At 49.0% G+C, this 20486-nt stretch carries 18 protein-coding genes and 2 pseudogenes; 6 read left to right on the top strand and 14 right to left on the bottom strand.

Features of this window, described 5'->3' with window-relative positions; genetic code table 11:
* Positions 1-410: 410 nt before the first annotated feature.
* Positions 411-791, bottom strand: a complete 381-nt coding sequence (locus BJF97_RS30585; protein WP_007372363.1) for a hypothetical protein — start codon at positions 789-791, stop codon at positions 411-413.
* Between the two features lie 979 nt (positions 792-1770).
* Between BJF97_RS30585 and BJF97_RS30575 the strand changes: the two genes are divergently transcribed.
* From BJF97_RS30575 to BJF97_RS30565, 3 genes are read left to right on the top strand one after another with little or no spacing between them, the layout of a single operon-like run.
* Positions 1771-3180, top strand: a complete 1410-nt coding sequence (locus tag BJF97_RS30575) for a cytochrome ubiquinol oxidase subunit I (protein ID WP_007372362.1) — start codon at positions 1771-1773, stop codon at positions 3178-3180.
* On the top strand, positions 3180-4190 hold the full coding sequence (gene cydB, locus BJF97_RS30570) for a cytochrome d ubiquinol oxidase subunit II (protein ID WP_007372361.1): 1011 nt from the start codon (positions 3180-3182) through the stop codon (positions 4188-4190). Before BJF97_RS30575 ends, cydB begins: the two co-directional genes overlap by 1 nt.
* 25 nt (positions 4191-4215) lie before the next feature.
* Complete coding sequence (locus BJF97_RS30565) at positions 4216-4362, top strand: DUF2474 domain-containing protein (protein ID WP_000859348.1); 147 nt, start codon at positions 4216-4218, stop codon at positions 4360-4362.
* A 160-nt stretch (positions 4363-4522) separates the two neighbouring features.
* Here BJF97_RS30565 and BJF97_RS30560 read toward each other — a convergent pair whose 3' ends face one another.
* From BJF97_RS30560 to frmR (BJF97_RS30510), 11 genes are all read right to left on the bottom strand, one after another.
* A complete protein-coding gene (locus BJF97_RS30560) occupies positions 4523-5674 on the bottom strand; it encodes an iron-containing alcohol dehydrogenase (RefSeq protein ID WP_007372360.1) in 1152 nt (383 codons plus the stop codon).
* Positions 5675-6359: 685 nt separating this feature from the next.
* Positions 6360-6635 carry a formaldehyde-responsive transcriptional repressor FrmR gene (gene frmR / locus BJF97_RS30555; protein ID WP_001141269.1) on the bottom strand — a complete coding sequence of 92 codons (276 nt, stop codon included), beginning with the start codon at positions 6633-6635 and terminating at the stop codon, positions 6360-6362.
* A 501-nt stretch (positions 6636-7136) separates the two neighbouring features.
* Positions 7137-7841 carry an IS6-like element IS26 family transposase gene (locus BJF97_RS30550; protein WP_059331711.1) on the bottom strand — a complete coding sequence of 235 codons (705 nt, stop codon included), beginning with the start codon at positions 7839-7841 and terminating at the stop codon, positions 7137-7139.
* A 46-nt stretch (positions 7842-7887) separates the two neighbouring features.
* Positions 7888-8259: a DUF488 domain-containing protein gene (locus tag BJF97_RS30545; protein ID WP_070083089.1), complete on the bottom strand. Its 372-nt coding sequence runs from the start codon at positions 8257-8259 to the stop codon at positions 7888-7890.
* 191 nt (positions 8260-8450) lie between these two features.
* On the bottom strand, positions 8451-11102 hold the full coding sequence (locus BJF97_RS30540) for an excinuclease ABC subunit UvrA (protein ID WP_000038427.1): 2652 nt from the start codon (positions 11100-11102) through the stop codon (positions 8451-8453).
* Between the two features lie 203 nt (positions 11103-11305).
* A complete protein-coding gene (locus BJF97_RS30535; protein ID WP_000233327.1) occupies positions 11306-12616 on the bottom strand; it encodes an NAD(P)/FAD-dependent oxidoreductase in 1311 nt (436 codons plus the stop codon).
* A 17-nt stretch (positions 12617-12633) separates the two neighbouring features.
* Complete coding sequence (gene fghA, locus BJF97_RS30530) at positions 12634-13464, bottom strand: S-formylglutathione hydrolase (RefSeq protein WP_000440264.1); 831 nt, start codon at positions 13462-13464, stop codon at positions 12634-12636.
* A 47-nt stretch (positions 13465-13511) separates the two neighbouring features.
* Positions 13512-14846, bottom strand: a complete 1335-nt coding sequence (locus BJF97_RS30525) for a DUF3422 family protein (RefSeq protein ID WP_000664785.1) — start codon at positions 14844-14846, stop codon at positions 13512-13514.
* Positions 14847-15003: 157 nt separating this feature from the next.
* The gene (locus BJF97_RS30520; protein ID WP_000070400.1) at positions 15004-15402 is read right to left on the bottom strand and encodes a VOC family protein; all 399 of its coding nucleotides are present in this window, start codon (positions 15400-15402) and stop codon (positions 15004-15006) included.
* A gap of 50 nt (positions 15403-15452) precedes the next feature.
* Entirely contained in the window at positions 15453-16562 is a 1110-nt protein-coding gene (locus BJF97_RS30515; protein ID WP_000842119.1) for an S-(hydroxymethyl)glutathione dehydrogenase/class III alcohol dehydrogenase, read from the bottom strand.
* Positions 16563-16620: 58 nt separating this feature from the next.
* Positions 16621-16896, bottom strand: coding sequence for a formaldehyde-responsive transcriptional repressor FrmR (gene frmR / locus BJF97_RS30510; RefSeq protein ID WP_001120775.1), 276 nt, complete (start codon positions 16894-16896; stop codon positions 16621-16623).
* A 286-nt stretch (positions 16897-17182) separates the two neighbouring features.
* On the opposite strand from frmR (BJF97_RS30510), the pseudogene BJF97_RS30505 reads away from it, so the two are divergent.
* Positions 17183-17632: pseudogene (locus BJF97_RS30505) on the top strand (DEAD/DEAH box helicase family protein); the annotation flags it as partial.
* 66 nt (positions 17633-17698) lie between these two features.
* Entirely contained in the window at positions 17699-18679 is a 981-nt protein-coding gene (locus BJF97_RS30500) for an IS5-like element ISKpn26 family transposase (protein WP_070082752.1), read from the top strand.
* Between the two features lie 147 nt (positions 18680-18826).
* Here BJF97_RS30500 and BJF97_RS30495 read toward each other — a convergent pair.
* Positions 18827-19224: pseudogene (locus BJF97_RS30495) on the bottom strand (type II toxin-antitoxin system VapC family toxin).
* Positions 19221-19454: a type II toxin-antitoxin system VapB family antitoxin gene (gene vapB, locus BJF97_RS33565; RefSeq protein ID WP_032140383.1), complete on the bottom strand. Its 234-nt coding sequence runs from the start codon at positions 19452-19454 to the stop codon at positions 19221-19223. Before vapB ends, BJF97_RS30495 begins: the two are co-directional and overlap by 4 nt.
* 70 nt (positions 19455-19524) lie before the next feature.
* Between vapB and BJF97_RS30490 the strand changes: the two genes are divergently transcribed.
* Positions 19525-20355 (top strand): hypothetical protein, encoded by an 831-nt coding sequence (locus tag BJF97_RS30490; RefSeq protein WP_001270901.1) that lies wholly within the window; start codon positions 19525-19527, stop codon positions 20353-20355.
* Positions 20356-20486: the final 131 nt, after the last annotated feature.

Raw genomic sequence — 20486 nt, 5'->3', positions numbered from 1 at the left:
CACTAATAGGATGAAGCAGCCGGCTTTGAAGATGCCATATGCGATGGCGGTGAGGATTAGAAATACAGTCATACGATTTTCCTTATGTAAAACTGTATTTAGAAAATCCGATGCGGCCTTTAAGGCCGGACTGTAAAAAAACCTGAAAAAAGTTTCTCTTTCCTCTTTGTTGCTATTACTGGCTTTGTCAGCCTTGAATTTTGCTTTTTATGCAATATTCCCCTAATGACAACTATCCAGAATTTTTTTGTGCTTCTGCAAAAATCCTTCTTCTCTTCTCCTGAGATCCGAAACTCATTGAGTCGGAAGACTGGGTACCTCTTCAGAACGCAGAATCACCTGAGTTACCAGAACAGCAGACGTAAAAAAGGCCGCTGAAGCGGCCTGATTAAATTATCCGGGCAATTCACTCAGCCTGGAAGTTTTTCAAGGAACTGGAGGACTGCCTTCTGGTATGCAGTCCAGTTTTTAGCGCTTTCCCACGGGGTTGAACCGTCGTTATAAAAATAAATATCGCTATCGAGTAATCCCGGAGCACCTGCAAGAAGATGATCACCGTAATCAGCGTATTCCGCGCCGTGGCCACCGGCCTGCGCCATAAATCCCAGAGGTTTATATTCACGATTAAGAAGCAGATATTTACCGGGTTCATGTTCTCGGACAGAGTACGGCAAATTGAATCGCATTAGCCATTTCATGGCATCGGTCTTACTGTTTCTGATTTTAAATCCGCGAAAATCATTTTCAAAACAATGTACTACCGTTTCAAGTCTGCTCTTTAGCGTTTGCATGTATCATCCTTTGTGCATTTGCCACGATGGGAATTAATTGCTTACAGCGCAGCTTCGAGGATACAGGATTCAGACAGTTACTTATAGCGATGCCTGAGAGAATGGCCAGTACATCTGACAACGCAGCAGGCTGAATTCCCGGATGTTGAATAATGACCCTCAATGCCACTCCCACCTTCAGCGCCTGTGGAACTGTCGTTCCACTCCTCGTCACGTCCGGTTCCGTGAGAGCGCTGGACCTGCTCCGGACTGAACTGATAGCTGAGGAGTGCCTCTGGTCTCTGACTGTTAAAATAATTGTCTCGTCAGAAAAACGCCTCAAGGGTCCGGATATTCCGGCATAACCAGCATGGGGTCATTTGCCTGTAGGGCCTGGAACTCATCAATGCAGCTGATCCTGAACACCTCCCGCGGTCTGTCGACGGTAGTCAGCTCCTTGTCGATTATTTATTCCTTTGTTTGTGACATCTACTTCTGATACCAGAGCAAAAATCTAATCCATATGTATATGAAATAATTTGTTGTTTAAAAAATGAGATTTAATATCCTTAGCCAGGACACCAGAATATACCTGGTAGAATGCACGAGCATATTGATTTTTTCGTGTATCAGTGGTTAAAACCGGACGGTATGCATATTTCAGAAACATCTAATCACCTAAATTTTTCAGTAAGTTACACATAACCCCCCCCACTATTAAGAATTACTCTCAACACTATTTGTATCGTGCAGTATCAGGAATGATCGTGGTTGCTGACACAATAACGAAAATCCTGCATTTTTGTAATCGACCTCATCTATCACTACATTATTGCAACTTATTGGACACATTTAATCATGTGCTTAACAATGTACTTGCAAGTGAGTTTTTATCTCATACAAAAAAATGATTGTTTTCAATAGTCGAAATTTCTCATCAAGGCTCTGATTTGATAAGAAATAATTAATTATCAGTGTATTATCGGGGTTAAGGTGAACTATGTTCGGATTAGATGCCTTCCATTTGGCCAGGGTACAGTTTGCATTTACTGTTTCCTTCCACATTATTTTCCCAGCAATAACCATTGGTCTGGCCAGTTTCCTGGCCGTGCTCGAAGGGTTATGGTTAAAGACACGAAATGACACTTACAAGGAGCTCTATCACTTCTGGTCAAAAATTTTTGCAGTAAACTTTGGTATGGGTGTTGTTTCCGGTCTGGTTATGGCTTATCAGTTTGGTACCAACTGGAGTGGCTTCTCACAGTTTGCAGGGAGTATCACCGGTCCATTGCTGACCTACGAAGTTCTGACTGCGTTCTTCCTTGAAGCGGGTTTCCTTGGTGTCATGCTGTTTGGCTGGAATCGTGTTGGCCCCGGTCTGCACTTCTTTGCTACCTGTATGGTGGCGCTGGGGACACTGTTTTCCACGTTCTGGATCCTGTCATCCAATAGCTGGATGCAGACTCCACAGGGTTATGCCATCGAGAATGGTGTTGTTATCCCTGTAGACTGGCTGAAAATTATCTTTAACCCTTCCTTCCCGTTCCGCCTGTTACATATGTCCACTGCGGCTTTCCTTGCAAGCGCTTTTTTTGTCGGAGCATCAGCAGCATGGCATCTGCTAAAAGGCAATGATACTCCCGCTATTCGCAAAATGTTCTCTATGGCATTGTGGATGGCATTAATCGTTTCCCCGATCCAGGCCGTTATCGGTGATGCGCATGGTCTGAATACTCTTGAGCACCAGCCGGCAAAAATCGCTGCGATTGAAGGACACTGGGAAAATAAACCTGGTGAAGCAACCCCTCTGGTTCTGTTTGGCCTGCCAGATATGAATGCAGAAGAGACGAAGTACAAAATAGAGGTCCCTTATCTTGGCAGTATTATCCTTACACACAGCCTTGATAAGCAGGTGCCTGCCCTGAAGAGTTTCCCTAAAGAAGATCGTCCTAACTCCACTATCATATTCTGGTCTTTCCGCGTAATGGCTGGCTTAGGGATGCTGATGATTCTTCTCGGGGTGGTCAGCGTATGGCTGCGCTGGCGGAAACGTCTCTATACATCTAAACCGTTCCTCTATTTTTCTCTCTTCATGGGGCCTTCGGGACTGATTGCGTTACTGGCCGGTTGGTTCACAACTGAAATAGGTCGTCAACCATGGGTCGTTTATGGCGTACAGCGAACGAAAGATGCTGTTTCTGCACATGGCGATTTACATATGTCAATCAGCTTACTGGCGTTTCTTCTTGTTTACACCTCAGTCTTTGGCGTCGGTTATATATATCTCGTACGTCTGATCAAAAAAGGGCCTGTACATGCTGAGGAGCATCAGGAGGTAACGGATGGAACACCTGCCCGTCCTCTGTCAGCGGTAAATGAGGGTTTGGCAACACGTGGGAGAGACAAATAATGGGTATTGATCTGTCAATTATCTGGTTTGTCATCATCGTCTTCGCTACGTTGATGTATATAGTGATGGATGGATTTGATCTGGGAATCGGTATTTTGTTCCCGTTTCATAAGCACGATGTCGATCGCGATACAATGATGAATACCGTTGCGCCGGTATGGGATGGCAACGAAACCTGGATGGTACTGGGGGGAGCGGCATTGTACGGCGCGTTTCCTCTGGCTTACGCTGTTATCATTGATGCTCTTAGTATTCCGCTTACCGCAATGTTACTTGGGCTTATCTTTCGTGGTGTGGCCTTCGAGTTTCGTTTTAAAGCAATCCCGGAACATCGACCTATCTGGGACAAAGCATTTATAGTCGGCTCTGTACTGGCCACTTTCAGTCAGGGTGTTGCAGTCGGAACCTTATTAAATGGATTGAGTGTGTCCGGACGTGCATTTAGCGGTTCTGCATTGGTTTGGCTCGCCCCGTTCCCTCTGTTCTGCGGATTGGGACTGGTACTGGCCTATGCCCTGCTGGGTTGCACCTGGCTGATTATGAAAACAGAAGACTCGCTTCACCGCAGGATGTCAGAGCTTGCAACTCCGTTAACCATTGGTTTACTGGCAGTTATTGCAATTATCAGTGTCTGGACCCCATTGACTCATCCTGAGATTGCCAGTCGCTGGTTCAGTATGCCAAATGTCATCTTTTTCCTGCCTGTACCATTGCTGGTCCTTGTTTGTTGCTGGGGTATCGTTCGCAGTGTTTATAGCCGTCGATCCAGCTTTGGTCCCTTTATGCTGACGTTAGGATTAATCTTCCTTGGTTTCAGTGGTCTTGGGATCAGTATCTGGCCATATATCATACCGCCTTCTGTAACCATCTGGCAGGCCGCGTCACCTCCTCAGAGTCAGGGCTTTATGCTAATAGGTGGCTTGTTGATTATCCCTGTAATCCTGATGTACACCTGCTGGAGTTACTATGTATTCCGGGGGAAGGTAAAAACTGGCGACGGTTATCACTAATGGTGAGGTCAATGGAGAAACTTAAATGAAAACCGTTGATGAAACACCTCGTCCATTCTGGAAAAAATTGATGTGGCTGGTGATTATCTGGGCTGTCAGTGTAATGGCGTTGGGGGTCGTTGCCACAATATTCAAATTGCTAATGACAGCCGCTGGGATGAAAACTCACTAACGTTTAAATCGGGTTACCTCTGGTAACCCGATTTTCTTAGTATCAAAAAGACATGTTTATGGTCAATTTCTCTGGTCAGAAGTGATTTAAATTTCTGACCATGAACTTGTACAACTTTCCTTCAGATATAATTCAGATAACGGTGTAAAAAGGAGAATGCTTACATACGAGCTTTGTAGAGCTCAATAATCTCCGAAAGGCTTGCCTGACGAGGATTGGTTAAAGAACAAGCATCATTTAGTGCATTTTGTGCCATAAATGCAAGTTTATCCTCCGTTACACCAAGATCAGCCAGGCGTTGATTCGTACCGACTTTTTGCGACAACATCTCAATTGCTTCGATAGCAGAATTAATGGCCTGCTCCTGAGTCATTGTTGAGACATCAATCCCCATTGCCCGGGCGATTTCAACAAAACGATCGGGAACCTTTTTCGCATTAAATCGGGATACTTCACCCAGCAGGATCGCATTACACAAACCGTGAGACAGATTATAAACGCCACCTAACTGGTGAGCCATTGAATGGACATAACCAAGAGACGCGTTTGAAAATGCCATTCCAGCCAGATATTCACCATATTGCATGGCATCACGTGCTTCGCGGTTTTGGCCATCATCTACAACGTCTTTAAGATTATTAACAATAATTTCAATTGCTTTGATAGCACAAGCATCAGTAACAGGCGTAGCTGCTGTTGATACATACGCTTCAATTGCATGAGTTAAGGCATCCATACCTGTAGTTGCCGTAAGGAACGCAGGCATTGCGACCATAAGTTCAGAATCGTTAACCGCAATGATAGGCGTAAAGTGCTTATCCACTACCGGGTATTTAGTTTCATCTTCCTGGTTAGTGACGATTGCAAATACGGTCATTTCCGATGCCGTACCCGCTGTCGTATTTACAGTAACTAATGGTAATTGTGGTTTTTTGGACAGATGCACACCTTTCGAGTAATCCCGAATATGCCCACCATTAGTGGCCACCAATGCAATACCTTTAGCTGTATCGTGAGAAGACCCCCCACCAAAGGAAATGACAAAATCAGCATTACTTTTTGCAAGCAAGGCTAAACCGTCATCAATATTTTTCTCTGTTGGATTAGGTTGAACACCATCAAATATTGCATAACTAATTTTATGCGCCTCAAGCTCATCTGTCAGTTTGTTAACCAGTCCCGTGTCAGCCAAAACACGGTCAGTGACGATCAGCGCTTTTTTTAACTCCCTTGAAACAAGTTCATCCCCTAAAAGACGAATAGCATTAAGTCCCATTAGGGTTACAGGCGGCATATAAAATACATTACTCATAGTTAATATCCTTTCGTCAGTTTAAATATTAGAGAGGGCATTTTAAATCTTGATAGCCTTGTTGTTTCTGTGTGTACATCATCTGCTTCATATACTATACGGCAGTATAGTAACTGGCAATACCAATACTGTTGATAAGGATTAAAAAAAGATAAACACTTGATTTTTATCTGAAAATATTTTTTGATGTTTGATGAGGACTTGGGTTATCACTTCTGAGTAGTAACCTGTTGCGTGCGGGAAATATCTTCAGACAGGTCAGGTGACAACGCCGTACAGAATGGGCCTATACAGTGCTGTGGCCAGTCTCCAGTACCAGAACTGTCAGTTAGTACTGGTTTTCCGAACAGTGGGCGATTCTGCCCTATCGCCTGGACCGGTCTTGCGACGGTTTACAATTACAGATATCTGTAGGGTGAGGCGGCACCTGGAACACTGGTGCCGAGAATGATTACTGGATCAGAAAACTCAGGGCAGTATGTACTGCGCATGATAACGAAATTATCGCACCTGAACTGATGACAGCATTTGTCGTAGTGGTATACAAAGCAGAAATTTGTTTTGGCTGAACGACACTGGACTCCTGGGACATAGTCAGGGAATGAGTAGTATCTGTGGACTGGCTATGCCGTTCGGTTGGTGTTCATAATGACATCCAGCAGTGACCGGGTTTACCGGTCAGTTGCTATTTAAGATAGGCGCGAACCAGTTCAATCGTATCGTCAACTGATTTACTGACTTCATGGCTATAGTTGTCATTCTGGTCAAAGGTTTCTCGTATGTGACTCTCCAGAACCTCAGCCATCAATCCGTTAGATGCGCCACGAACGGCAGCAATTTGCTGGAGAATGGCGCGGCATTCAGCACCATTTTCAAGTGCTCTTTCCAGAGCATCAATCTGCCCTCTGATGCGGCGAACCCGTGTCAGTACCTTTTTTTTCTCTTCCGGAGTACTGGGCATTTCTTACCTCACTATCTTTAAGTTGATATACTGCATCGGAGTATGCATTATCCGATCAATGAATGTATACCTCCCATGTAGTATACAAACATAACAGAGCACATACCGATAAGCTTTATTTATAAAATAAAACAACTGGTTATATTATTGGCAAAATACAGGCTGAAGGGTGTGATATTAGCCCAAAAGCATGGTCAAAAAAAGCGCGTCGCAAACACTGATTTTCGATATCAAGCCACTTCCTGTTAGCGCATATTGCTTTAGCAGGCTAAATCCTCTTCCTTTTGTCCGAACATCGTCTGGTACCGTCATAGTCTGTGGGAGCTGTGTTCTGGTGTTCGGGCGTACAGACACAACCCAGCCACTATAAATGCATGATAGTGACATCAGGCCATTTATCTGCCAGGTACTCAGCAACCAGCCGTCTGTGGCAATGATGTGGTTTATGTGGCACTGTTGCAAAGTTAGCGATGAGGCAGCCTTTTGTCTTATTCAAAGGCCTTACATTTCAAAAACTCTGCTTACCAGGCGCATTTCGCCCAGGGGATCACCATAATAAAATGCTGAGGCCTGGCCTTTGCGTAGTGCACGCATCACCTCAATACCTTTGATGGTGCCGTAAGCCGTCTTCATGGATTTAAATCCCAGCGTGGCGCCGATTATCCGTTTCAGTTTGCCATGATCGCATTCAATCACGTTGTTCCGGTACTTAATCTGTCGGTGTTCAACGTCAGACGGGCACCGGCCTTCGCGTTTGAGCAGAGCAAGCGCGCGACCATAGGCGGGCGCTTTATCCGTGTTGATGAATCGCGGGATCTGCCACTTCTTCACGTTGTTGAGGATTTTACCCAGAAACCGGTATGCAGCTTTGCTGTTACGACGGGAGGAGAGATAAAAATCGACAGTGCGGCCCCGGCTGTCGACGGCCCGGTACAGATACGCCCAGCGGCCATTGACCTTCACGTAGGTTTCATCCATGTGCCACGGGCAAAGATCGGAAGGGTTACGCCAGTACCAGCGCAGCCGTTTTTCCATTTCAGGCGCATAACGCTGAACCCAGCGGTAAATCGTGGAGTGATCGACATTCACTCCGCGTTCAGCCAGCATCTCCTGCAGCTCACGGTAACTGATGCCGTATTTGCAGTACCAGCGTACGGCCCACAGAATGATGTCACGCTGAAAATGCCGGCCTTTGAATGGGTTCATGTGCAGCTCCATCAGCAAAAGGGGATGATAAGTTTATCACCACCGACTATTTGCAACAGTGCCGTTTATGTTCGCTACACAATAAGCAAGCATCAGCAAACTGACTCTTTTCGAGCGTTTCGATATGTCTTTTTGTAATCAGATCGATGAAATCCGAAGAATATATATCCCAGTCTCCTTTCTGTAATTTGTATCGCTCAAACATTTCCCGCGTCGGGGCAAGATCTGGCATATGTGCGTAATCGATATCACACAGAGTACGGGCAAAGAACTTCAGATCGTCCTGTTTTGCAAAACCTGCCAGCTGAGAGCGATTATTGAGACGCACATCCAGAATACGTCTTGCTCCGGATTCCTTCAGACGCGTAAAAAAATCCTCCGCCGAAGATTGTGTGAAACCAATCGTAAATAGTTTCATCAGGTTCTCCTTACCACCTGCATAACAGTGATGTTTAACACTGGATAAGATTTGGTGTTTTTGCTGTGCCCTGGTACAACAGGTTTCTTATCACGTATTTTTTCAGGTAGTTACAATGACAGGTAAAATGTTCAGGGGATATACCAGTAGCGTGACAGTGTCGTCATTCACGCTATGACGACACTGTCCTTTTACCAGTTCCGTGACAACTCCCGGGCAATAAACGGTGCCGTGCGGCTTTCACAAACCTGTGATACCTGGGCGGGTGTACCTTCTGCAACCAGGTTGCCTCCCTCATGACCTGCTCCGGGACCAATGTCCATAACCCAGTCAGCCTGCACGACTGCACGCATATCGTGTTCAATCACAACTACGGTATTCCCTGTCTCAACAAGACGCTGCAACTGCACAAGCAGACGGTCGGCGTCTGACGCATGGAGTCCGGTGGTCGGTTCATCCAGAACATACAGCGTATGGCCACGTTGGCTACGTTGCAGTTCGGTTGCCAGCTTTATCCGTTGAGCTTCTCCTCCGGATAACTCAGTGGCTGGTTGACCCAGACGCAGATATCCCAGACCGATTTCGCCCAGCAGGCGCAGAGGTCGCGCCACGGGTTCTACATCAGCAAAGAAGCTGCAGGCTTCATCCACTGTCATCTGCAAGACTTCCGCAATGTTTCGCTCCTTCCAGCGAACCCTGAGCGTATCCGGGTTATAGCGTGCGCCATGACATGTCGGACAAGGGGCATACACACTGGGCATAAACAAGAGTTCAACGCTGACGAACCCTTCACCCTCACAGGTTTCACAGCGACCTTTTGCCACATTGAAAGAAAACTGTCCGGCATCATAATGATAGTTTTTAGCAGCAGGTGTTCCGGCAAAGAGCTTACGAATATGGTCAAACAGTCCGGTATATGTCGCCAGGTTAGAACGCGGTGTCCGGCCTATCGGTTTCTGGTCAACCTGCACCAGACGTTTGATCAGTCCGGTGTCGCCTGTCAGCGTACCGTAAGTTTTCTCAGTAACGGTTGGTCCCTCAGCATCACTGCCCTCGGATAACACGTCTTCTGGTTCATGGCCAAGCGAGGAAAGCACCAGCTCAGGTAAGGCCTGAGCAATCAGACTAGACTTTCCGGAACCCGAAATACCTGTAACAGCGGTCAGTACCCCCAGAGGAATACAGGCGTCCAGTCCCTTCAGGTTGTGACGGTGAATATCCTGTAATTTTAACCATCCTGCTGGCTGTCGGGCGTATGATTGTGGTGGCCTGATTTCATCAAACAAATACCGCGCCGTTCTGGATTCAGCAATAGCTTTCAGACCTTCAGGTACACCACTGTAGAGAATATGACCGCCCTGTTCTCCTGCAGCGGGTCCCACATCAACCAGCCATTGCGCCCGTCGCATCAGGTCAAGATCATGCTCAACGACAAACACTGAGTTTCCGGCATCCCGCAGGTTCTCCAGAGCATCGTAAAGTGCATGGCTGTCTGCAGGGTGCAGGCCTGCTGATGGTTCATCGAGAACATAGACGACCCCAAACAACATGGAGCTAAGCTGAGTGGCAAGACGCAATCGCTGGAGTTCCCCTGCGGAGAGTGTTGGCGTTGTTCTGTCTAATGTCAGATAACCAAGTCCCAGTTTCTGCAACTGATACAGCCGGTCCATAACACCTCTGGTCAGTCGTTGAGCAGCCAGTCGTTTCTCTGTCGATAATGCTGAGGTCCGGCGGACATCCGGCGTTACAGAATGGACTGCTCTGCCGGAACCTGCGCGTTCTGTCCGGTCCCGGCGGGTGATATCCCTGTCAGTATCAGCCCCGGCATGATGCGTACTGAAATCCCCCCGGGAGATAGGAAGAAGCAACTCAGCCAGCTGGTCTAAAGGCATCTGCATAAACTCACCGATGTCCACTCCAGCAAAAGTGACTGACAATGATTCCGGTTTAAGCCTTTTTCCGTGGCAGACAGGACACAGTTTACCTTCCATAAAACTGGAGACGCGTTTCCTCATCAGTGCACTTTGGGTGTGTGCAAAGGTATGCAGAACATAACGTCGCGCCCCTGTAAACGTCCCCATATAACCCGGAGTCATTTTTTCCCTGACTGCGACACGTGTGTCTTCCGGGCTGAGTCCGGGGTAGACCGGCACCGTCGGGGTATCTTCAGTAAACAGGATCCAGTGTCGCTCTTCTTCAGATAACTCTTTCCAGGGGATATCGACGTCATAGCCCAGTGTCACCAGAATGTCGCGAAGATTTTGTCCGTGCCAGGCAGGTGGCCAGGAGGCAATGGCTCTGTCCCGGATACTGAGTGACGGATCAGGTACCATCAGTGCTTCTGTCACATCATAGATATGTCCGAGACCATGGCAGGATGGACATGCTCCCTGAGGCGTGTTAGGAGAAAAATCCTCAGCATAGAGCATAGGTTGTTCTGCCGGATAGGCTCCCGCCCGGGAATACATCATGCGCACCAGGCTCGATAAGGTGGTCACACTGCCGACAGAAGAGCGTGCATTGCTGGTTCCTCGCTGTTGTTGAAGGGCAACTGCAGGGGGGAGTCCATCAATGGCATCCACATCCGGAACACCGGCTTGATCAATGAGGCGCCGCGCATACGGGGCAACCGATTCAAAGTAGCGTCGTTGCGCCTCAGCATAAATGGTTCCAAAAGCCAGTGAAGACTTACCGGAACCAGAGACCCCCGAAAAGACAACAAGTGCATCACGCGGAACAGAGACATCCACCTCTTTAAGGTTGTGCTCCCTGGCACCACGTACCACAACAGAATTACTGGCGTCTGTCAGGGTTGGGGGGGCACCAAAAAGTTTCTTTGACATAGTTTAATCCTGTAATACGTAAATCAACTTTACTTCTGACGCTGGTTACGTTGAATGGCGTTAACCGATGTGCCGAACCATTAGTTAAGAAGGAATAATGACAAAAGGGATTTATGCAGCAGTAAGCGGATTGCCTGCGCCGGCGCCGGTGATTAAATAAGGAATGCCGCTGATGTTTCAGCGGCATCAGTAAGGTTCAGGTATCACTCTTCTGAGCGGGAATGGACCGCACTCTTATCCGGATCAGGTGATTTACCTCCCGTGATAATGCGGGCTCCCCTGTATCCGATACTGTGGTTCCAGATCCAGCTGATAGCGACACTCAACCGGTTTCTGGTTCCGATCAAAAAATACAGGTGGATAATTTTCCAGAACCACCACGCCATGGCTCCCCGGAGTTTTAACCGTCCCATATCAACCACAGCCAGTCCGCGACCGATGGTCGCCAGGTTCCCCTGATGCCGGTACCGGAAAGGTTTCAGGACAGGTTTTTCATCCTTTAAACGGGACTGGATCAGTTTAGCCACATACTGTCCTTCCTGTTTTGCGGCCGGAGCAATGCCCGGGATCATCCTGCCGTCCTCTCCGGTCACGGCCGCGGTATCACCTATTACAAATATTTCAGGGTGTAACGGGAGCGTGAGATCAGCTCCCACGATAACCCGACCAGCCCGATCAGCTTCCGTCTTGAGCCAGCGTGCAGCCGGAGAAGCAGTGACGCCTGCTGCCCAGATGATCGTTTTGGCAGGAAGAGGTTGCCCACCATATACTACGCCTTCGGCAGAGCATTCCGTTACCGGTTGGCCAAAACTGACTTCCACTCCCAGTTTCTCCAGGGACTGACGGGTATATTCCGATAATGACTCCGGGAAGGCAGTGAGCAATCGTTGTCCGGCTTCAACCAGAATAATTCTGGTCTCTGTCGGATCAATAGAACGGAAATCATTTTTCAGCGTTTTCCTTGCCAGTTCGGCAATGGTCCCGGACAGCTCAACGCCTGTCGGTCCCCCCCCGACAATGACGAATGTCTGGTAGGCAGCCCGTAACGCGGGATCAGTGGTATTCTCAGCTTGTTCAAAAGCGGAAAGGATCCGTGCGCGCAGGGTCGTGGCATCATCCAGGTTCTTCAGTCCCGGCGCAAACTGTTCCCACTCATCATGACCGAAATAAGCGTGCGTGGCCCCAGTGGCAACGACAAGCGTGTCATAATCAATTCGGGAACCATCTTTCAGCAGAACCTCCCGTGAATCGGTATCCACATCCTGGACCTCGGCCATCAGGGTACGTACATCCTCACGATGACGAAACAGAGAGCGAACGGGCCAGGCAATTTCTGCTGATGGCAGTGATGCGCCAGCGACCTGATAAAGTAAAGGCTGAAACAGATGGTGGTTACTCCGGTCAATGATTGTGATCGAAACGCCCGGCTCTTCCAGTTCTCTGACAACGGAGAGTCCACCGAACCCAGCCCCTATCACGACAACATGATGTTTTTGATCGCAGAAATGTACCATAACCATAATTCCTGAATTTAGCGCGTCAGTGCTGCTGCATGATGTGCAATGTGGTCGCCAATGTAGCTGGAGATAAAGTAATAGCTGTGATCGTGTCCCGGACGCAGGTTAAGCGTCAACGGATGACCGGTGTCCTCACAAACGCTCTTCAGTCTCTCCGGCTGAAGCTGAGTCTTCAGAAACTCATCATTCAGTCCTTGGTCTACAAGCAGAGGTAGCCTTTCCTGCGCTTTACGGATCAACTCAACCGTGTCGTACTGCTTCCAGTATTCCCGATCATCACCCAGATAAGCAGACAATGCATTTTCTCCCCAGGGCACCTGAGAAGGTGCGACGATCGGTGAGAATGCGGATACACTCTGATAGCGGCCCGGGTTTCTGAGCGCAATCATCAGGGCGCCATGTCCGCCCATCGAATGTCCACTGATACTTCTTTTATCAGACGCCGGGAACCATTCTTCAATCAGGGACGGGAGCTCGTTTACCACATAGTCATACATTTTGTAATGTGTCGCCCAGGGCTCCTGGGTTGCATTAACATAGAATCCGGCCCCCTGACCGAGAGCGTAGTCAGGATCATCAGGAATATCGGTGCCACGCGGACTGGTGTCTGGTGCCACAATCATGATCCCATGCTCTGCGGCATAACGCTGAACGCTCGATTTGGTAATAAAATTCTGTTCCGTACAGGTCAGACCGGAAAGCCAGTAGAGTACCGGTACATTACCGTTAAGCGCCTGGGGTGGAGTATAAACACCAAATTTCATCGTGCAGCCAAGCGTGCCAGACTCATGCTGATAAACTTCCTGCCACCCATCAAAGCTGGCATGATGTTCAAGACGTTCCATAATTTTCTCCGTATAACGACAGGACAATTCAGCAACAACGTAACAACTCAGTCAGAGCGGTTTTCGTTATGTTCAGGGTCGGTGTGCGAGTTTCTTATTCTTCGCACCACCCACCAAATCGCGAGCACAATGAAGGGCACGAGAATGGCAACCGCCAGCTCAGGTGGCATGACATCGTGGATCCCGGGAACCCCTTTCACCAGATACGAAATCAGACTCACCACATAATATGAAATGGCGGCAACAGACAATCCTTCAACGGTTTGCTGCAGATGTAGCTGTTGTCTGGCCCGGTTATTCATCGAAGCCAGCAGGTCACGGTTCTGATGTTCCAGTTCAACATCTATCCAGGAGCGAAGTAACGAAATAGCCCGCATGAGTTTGTCAGACAGCTTCGCCTGTCGTTCTTTCACAGAACGGCAGGTTCGCATGGCTGGGGCAATGCGCCGTTGCAAAAAATCAGACCAGGTGTAGTAGCCTGGAACCGGCGTTTCGGAGAGCGTATTCAGCCTTTCCTCAACAATTTCATAGTAGGCCTGGCTTGCGCCAAACCGGTACAGATTCGCTGCAGCGCCGGCTTCAAGTTCTGCGGCAAGATTGGTCAACGCAGAGAGCAACTGTTCATTTTTACGATGCTCTCCGGTGCGCATTTCTTCTGTAATTTCAGCCAGTCGGTTTTCCACTCGCCTCAGTTCAGAGGCCATGGTTCTTGTAAGTGGTAAAGAAAGCAAAGCAAGCGTGCGATAATTTTCAATCTCAAGCAGCCGCTGAACCAGTGCACCCAGCTGTGCCTCTGTCAGGTCCCGTTCAAGTATCAGAATGCGTGTCAGCCCGTCTTTATCCTGGCGAAAATCAGAGATAATTGCGGCACGGCCATTTTCTGTTACTGAATAGCACCTGCTGACAGGATCTAAATTCGTTACTGCAGCCTCAGATTCTGCAGTCCATGGCAGAATATCCAGACGGGTACCACAGATAACCGAACCCGGTGGCGTGAAACCATGCCGGAAGGGGTTCTCTCCCCTTAACTGTCCGTCACGCGGATCGCATGTGGTACTCCATAAGTAGGTGGAAAACTCACCGTGTTTTTCACAATACAAAGCGCCTTCCCGCCACGTGATACCGTGCAGGGGTGCTGAATTTTCTGATGGTGTTAAACCAAGACGATCTGACAGCTCAACCATGACCCGCTGGTCACCTGACTGGTCGCCTTTAGTCATGAAAGCAAACTGCAGCAGGGTCTGTGGTGATGTGATAAGCAGGTGCGGACGCGCATGTACTTCATTGACAGCGGCCGTTCTGTCTTTATGAGCCGGCATCCCGTACACGGTTTCGGGTGATTGCATCTCAGAACGGATAGCAGATAATGCTGACTCTTTCATAAGACTCTCTCTTTTTCTGACGGCCAGTCACATTACGCTTCGAGAAAGATACCCGCAGACGTAAACGTCTGCGGGTTGATCTTCATACGCTGGCACAACTCATACCGTTCGCCTGATCGGCAAACCGTACAACATTTGTGTCGGATGCACCCTACGATCAGATGAAGGTATAGGAGCAGATCTTGTTACCAGCCGGATCACGCAGGTAGGCAGCATAAGCACCTGGCAGATGACCACGAGGACCCGGTTGGCCTTCATCAGTCCCGCCAGCAGCCAGGCCTGCGGCATGGAAAGCGTCAACTTCAGCAGGCGTGGCGGCAGCAAAGCCAATTGTCACACCATTGCTGGATGGCGCTTCACCATTGCCAGGACGGGCAATGATGAAAGCCGGCTTGTCACGGCCAAACAACACCCAGCCATTACCAAAAGGACCAAGGTTGTTGATACCGAGTGCACCTAAAGTGGCGTCATAAAACTCAGCCGACTTTTGAACATCTACAGCACCGATAAAGACGTGAGAGAAGATGCCATTGCCTGAAATAACTGGATTGGACATGGATTGTTTCCTTTAAAACTAATATTGAAAGATCGCCAGTGAAACCTGAATCAGTAGTGGATCACTGTACGAATAGATTTGCCTTCATGCATCAGGTCGAAGGCGTCATTAATCTCTTCAAGGCCCATGGTATGAGTCACGAATGGTGCGAGATCGATTTCGCCTTTCATCGCATCTTCAACCATGCCCGGCAGCTGGGTACGACCTTTAACACCACCAAAGGCAGAACCCTTCCATACACGGCCGGTGACCAGCTGGAATGGACGAGTGGAGATTTCTTTACCTGCACCCGCAACACCGATAACGACGGACTGACCCCAGCCACGGTGTGCCGCTTCAAGTGCAGAACGCATTACGTTTACGTTACCGATACATTCAAACGTATGGTCGACACCCCAGCCTGTCAGTTCAATGAGAACGTCCTGGATAGGTTTGTCGTAGTCTTTCGGGTTAATGCAGTCAGTTGCACCAAATGAACGGGCCAGGTCAAATTTCTCCGGATTGGTATCGATGGCAAAGATACGACCCGCTTTTGCCTGACGCGCGCCCTGTACCGCTGCAAGGCCAATACCACCCAGGCCAAAAATAGCAACCGTGTCACCTGGTTGTACTTTCGCAGTGTTGTGAACCGCACCGATACCTGTCGTTACGCCACAACCCAGCAGACAGACATGTTCATGATTCGCCTGTGGATTAATTTTGGCTAAAGACACTTCTGCGACGACGGTATACTCACTGAATGTAGAGCAGCCCATATAGTGGAAAAGAGGCTGGCCCTTGTAAGAGAAACGGGTCGTGCCATCAGGCATAAGTCCTTTACCCTGGGTGGCGCGAACAGAGACACACAGGTTAGTTTTTCCGGATTTACAGAACAGACACTCGCCGCATTCTGCCGTGTAAAGCGGAATAACATGATCGCCAGGTTTCACACTGGTGACCCCTTCGCCGACTTCCACAACAACACCCGCACCTTCATGACCCAGTACTGCCGGGAACACACCTTCCGGATCATCACCGGACAAGGTAAATGCATCAGTGTGGCAGACGCCGGTATGGGTGATTTTTACCAGTACTTCACCCTTACGAGGCGGCTCCACATCAATTTCAACGATCTCGAGGGGCTTACCAGGAGCAAATGCTACAGCTGCACGTGATTTCATATGTCATATCCTTTTATTACTGTTTTTACTGACCCCATCAGACGTCTGCCTGGCAGAGTTAACGGAGATATGAGCGAACAATGGAAATAGCGTCGTTGATAGATTTCGTCTGCGACCCCCTTCTTTTGTTCGTATCGGGAAATTCTTCCCTGAGATAGCTTTCCAGAACAACAGTCATCAGGCCTTTAACGGCTCCTCGTACCGAAGCCAGTTGCTGCAACAATGAAGAACATTCCGCTTCGTTTTCAATCGCCTGTTCCAGCGCTGCAATCTGACCTTTGATACGTCGTACCCGGACAAGCGCCTGTTTCTTTTCTTCTGGAGAATGTGGCATTGATTGTCCCTGTTAATCAGGATTGAAGAGACTATAGTATACCCCCCTATACTATGCAAGAAAAAATGTTGACCCCACGATGTACAAATCCAGACAGATGACAGAGTTGTATCAGGCACATTCGTACTTTAACGGTACACAATAGAAGTGAACAGAACGCCAACTTATTGGTACAGAACAAATAACTTTTCTTCAGTCAGGCATAAATGCCTTACGTCGGGTTGTCATAAACTATAGTGTAGTAGTGTTAACGCTGTCCGGGGCGTTCCAACCAGGAGAGATCATAATGTCCACAGGAAAATTCATTTTACATTCAGGCTATATCCCGTCAGGAGATCAGCCCGAAGCAATAGCCAGACTGATAGCGGGAGTCGAAGCAGGAGCGACACATCAGACACTTCAGGGGATAACCGGTTCGGGTAAAACCTTCACCATGGCGAATGTGATACACCGTTTGCAGCGCCCTACATTAATACTGGCTCCTAACAAGACGTTAACCGCACAGCTTTATCTGGAGATGAAGCAGTTTTTCCCAGAAAATGCTGTCGAATACTTCGTTTCTTACTACGACTTTTTTCAGCCAGAAGTCTATATCCCCGGAAGTGACCGCTTTATCCCGAAAGATTCCGCTATCAACGATCATCTTGAAAGGTTACGGTTATCTACGACCAAGGCATTGATTGAACGTCAGGATGTGATAGTCGTCGCTTCCGTCTCTTCGATATACGGATTAGGGAAGGTGCGAACAAGTTCCTGATATGAGATCATCATATTCATCCGGAGCGCATCCCAGAGGGACATCATGAGCCATCAACTCACCTTCGCCGATAGTGAATTCAGCACTAAGCGCCGTCAGACCCGAAAAGAGATTTTCCTCTCCCGCATGGAGCAGATTCTGCCATGGCAGAATATGACCGCTGTCATCGAGCCGTTTTATCCCAAGGCGGGCAATGGCCGACGGCCCTATCCGCTGGAGACCATGCTGCGTATTCACTGCATGCAGCATTGGTACAACCTGAGCGACGGTGCCATGGAAGATGCCCTGTACGAAATCGCCTCCATGCGCCTGTTTGCCCGATTATCCCTGGATAGCGCCCTGCCGGACCGCACCACCATCATGAATTTCCGCCACCTGCTGGAGCAGCATCAACTGGCCCGCCAATTGTTCAAGACCATCAATCGCTGGCTGGCCGAAGCAGGCGTCATGATGACTCAAGGCACCTTGGTCGATGCCACCATCATTGAGGCACCCAGCTCGACCAAGAACAAAGAGCAGCAACGCGATCCGGAGATGCATCAGACCAAGAAAGGCAATCAGTGGCACTTTGGCATGAAGGCCCACATTGGTGTCGATGCCAAGAGTGGCCTGACCCACAGCCTGGTCACCACCGCGGCCAACGAGCATGACCTCAATCAGCTGGGTAATCTGCTTCATGGAGAGGAGCAATTTGTCTCAGCCGATGCCGGCTACCAAGGAGCGCCACAGCGCGAGGAGCTGGCCGAGGTGGATGTGGACTGGCTGATCGCCGGGCGTCCCGGCAGGGTAAAAACCTTGAAGCAGCATCCGCGCAAGAACAAAACGGCCATCAACATCGAATACATGAAAGCCAGCATCCGTGCCAAGGTGGAGCACCCGTTTCGCATCATCAAGCGGCAGTTCGGCTTCGTGAAAGCCAGATACAAGGGGCTGCTGAAAAACGATAACCAACTGGCGATGTTATTCACCCTGGCCAACCTGTTTCGGGTGGACCAAATGATACGTCAGTGGGAGAGATCTCAGTAAAAACCGGAAATAACGCCAGAAATGGTGGAAAAAATAGCCTAAATAGGCTGATTCGATGTGTTTGCGGGAAAAAAATCGGCCCAGATCCGCGAAATTTTAATCAGCGAGTCAGCTTGGGAAGAAATGACCTGCTTATTCGCACCTTCCCTAGTTAACCCAGTCCTCAGGTACCAAGGTCGATATCCTCTCAAACTCCAGCGCATTATTCGTCACCAGCACGGCACCGGCGACAATTGCGTGCCCGGCGATAGCTATGTCGATCGGGGTGCCAGCGAGGCGCAGCACCAGTTTAATCTCCGTGGTCGCATCTACCGCTGCGCAGTCCCAGGTCAGAACGGCACACAGAACGCGTCAACCAACTGCTCGCGGGGTGGGGAGGCCTTCGGACCTGTGGCGCCAAAGCGCATCTCGGAGTAAGTGATAACCGAGACCACGATACGCTGGTCACGCAGCACCGCCGGCTCCAGGCGCTTCAGCACCACTTCCGACTGCTCGCGCATGATGAACGAGCAGATGTTGGTGTCGAGCATGTAGATCTTGTTCACAGGTCAAATCGACCTTCATCGCTGACAACGTCCCCACGTTCCACCATAAAGTCCGGTTCGGCTTTTTCAAGCTGCGCGAACGAGCACCAGGTCGGCCGGACGGGACGCAGGATGATACAGTCCCCCTCCCGAACAATCTTCAGCTCGCTGACGCCCTCAAAATCCAGATCGCGAGGCAGACGGATGGTTTTGAGAAAAACATCGGGTAATGTACGCCAACTGGAATTTATCTCGCTACGTTACCGACAGTTCTGGCTCTGGTATGGATAATGAGTCAACTGAGATTTCGGAGAAAAAAAGATGCGTTATACCCGAACCAGCACTGCAACTGATGTCACTGATACACTCAGACAATACCAGGCTGACTTGCTGACAGGTCCTTGCTGGATGTCGGTATGGCCACTGATAGAGCGGCTACTGAGTCGTGAGAATGAAATGCAGTCGGTCTGGCAGAATATTGCCCGTCAGGCGCTAACCTGGCAGCAATGCTATTGTCTTCTGGAGCAAATCATACTGGCGGGCCGTTTCAGTAGACCTGATATCGTTTCCCGATTGAAAGAGGATTATCGCCAGCTTGAAGAACTGAACCGGACTATCAGTAAGGAGGCCGGTGAACTGGCACAGAAGATATTGGTCCGAGATGCGATCCTGAACCGGAACGCATTCACACTTGAGAGAACCACGCACATCGTGGAACTGATGGAGATGGCTGAAGATAATGATGGGCTTTACCGTTATTATCTTCATGAAACACTCGATGGCCTGACCTGTCGTTATGACGGAAAATACTGGCCGGGACTCCCTGGCGTCCTGCAGGTTATAGCAAGGGAGCACCCGGAAATTGGATGTCTATCAGAAAGCGATCGGGCCATCATTAACGGGCGCGGCAAAATGCTCCCCGATTATCTCCGCGAATTATTCAGTAGCATCGAGAACGTCAGGCAGGGTCCATGGGGTCTGCCGAAAGAATTTACGTTGACGGACAGTAGCCTGGCTACGCTGGCCACTGTAACACTGGATCATACTGAAGTGTTCTCCGCTGATACGGTAAAAGTACGCCGGAGTGAATTCAGCAAAAGAGGAGAGCGGGGAGCATGGCCATTTAAGCCACTGAAGGCAGTCGATATGTAGACCCCCGATGTGGACGAAGGTCTTATTTGCCTTCTGACTTTTCCGCCAGACCGACTGAAGTTCATGCCAACAGCAATCATAACGGTTACTGAATTACCAGGTGAATGCTTCTATAGTGGGATTACCTTAGG

Origin of the sequence: Klebsiella sp. LTGPAF-6F, assembly GCF_001753185.1 — a bacterium.
Classification (GTDB): domain Bacteria; phylum Pseudomonadota; class Gammaproteobacteria; order Enterobacterales; family Enterobacteriaceae; genus Klebsiella; species Klebsiella michiganensis.
Note: the sequence above shows the minus strand (reverse complement) of the source record. Positions and strands in the feature narration are given on the sequence as shown.

Coding starts and splice junctions, on each gene's coding strand:
- BJF97_RS30585 (WP_007372363.1), bottom strand. CDS start 791: ATGCAAACGCTAAAGAGCAGACTTGAAACGGTAGTACATTGTTTTGAA.
- BJF97_RS30575 (WP_007372362.1), top strand. CDS start 1,771: ATGTTCGGATTAGATGCCTTCCATTTGGCCAGGGTACAGTTTGCATTT.
- cydB (WP_007372361.1), top strand. CDS start 3,180: ATGGGTATTGATCTGTCAATTATCTGGTTTGTCATCATCGTCTTCGCT.
- BJF97_RS30565 (WP_000859348.1), top strand. CDS start 4,216: ATGAAAACCGTTGATGAAACACCTCGTCCATTCTGGAAAAAATTGATG.
- BJF97_RS30560 (WP_007372360.1), bottom strand. CDS start 5,674: ATGAGTAATGTATTTTATATGCCGCCTGTAACCCTAATGGGACTTAAT.
- frmR (WP_001141269.1), bottom strand. CDS start 6,635: ATGCCCAGTACTCCGGAAGAGAAAAAAAAGGTACTGACACGGGTTCGC.
- BJF97_RS30550 (WP_059331711.1), bottom strand. CDS start 7,841: ATGAACCCATTCAAAGGCCGGCATTTTCAGCGTGACATCATTCTGTGG.
- BJF97_RS30545 (WP_070083089.1), bottom strand. CDS start 8,259: ATGAAACTATTTACGATTGGTTTCACACAATCTTCGGCGGAGGATTTT.
- BJF97_RS30540 (WP_000038427.1), bottom strand. CDS start 11,102: ATGTCAAAGAAACTTTTTGGTGCCCCCCCAACCCTGACAGACGCCAGT.
- BJF97_RS30535 (WP_000233327.1), bottom strand. CDS start 12,616: ATGGTACATTTCTGCGATCAAAAACATCATGTTGTCGTGATAGGGGCT.
- fghA (WP_000440264.1), bottom strand. CDS start 13,464: ATGGAACGTCTTGAACATCATGCCAGCTTTGATGGGTGGCAGGAAGTT.
- BJF97_RS30525 (WP_000664785.1), bottom strand. CDS start 14,846: ATGAAAGAGTCAGCATTATCTGCTATCCGTTCTGAGATGCAATCACCC.
- BJF97_RS30520 (WP_000070400.1), bottom strand. CDS start 15,402: ATGTCCAATCCAGTTATTTCAGGCAATGGCATCTTCTCTCACGTCTTT.
- BJF97_RS30515 (WP_000842119.1), bottom strand. CDS start 16,562: ATGAAATCACGTGCAGCTGTAGCATTTGCTCCTGGTAAGCCCCTCGAG.
- frmR (WP_001120775.1), bottom strand. CDS start 16,896: ATGCCACATTCTCCAGAAGAAAAGAAACAGGCGCTTGTCCGGGTACGA.
- BJF97_RS30500 (WP_070082752.1), top strand. CDS start 17,699: ATGAGCCATCAACTCACCTTCGCCGATAGTGAATTCAGCACTAAGCGC.
- BJF97_RS30490 (WP_001270901.1), top strand. CDS start 19,525: ATGCGTTATACCCGAACCAGCACTGCAACTGATGTCACTGATACACTC.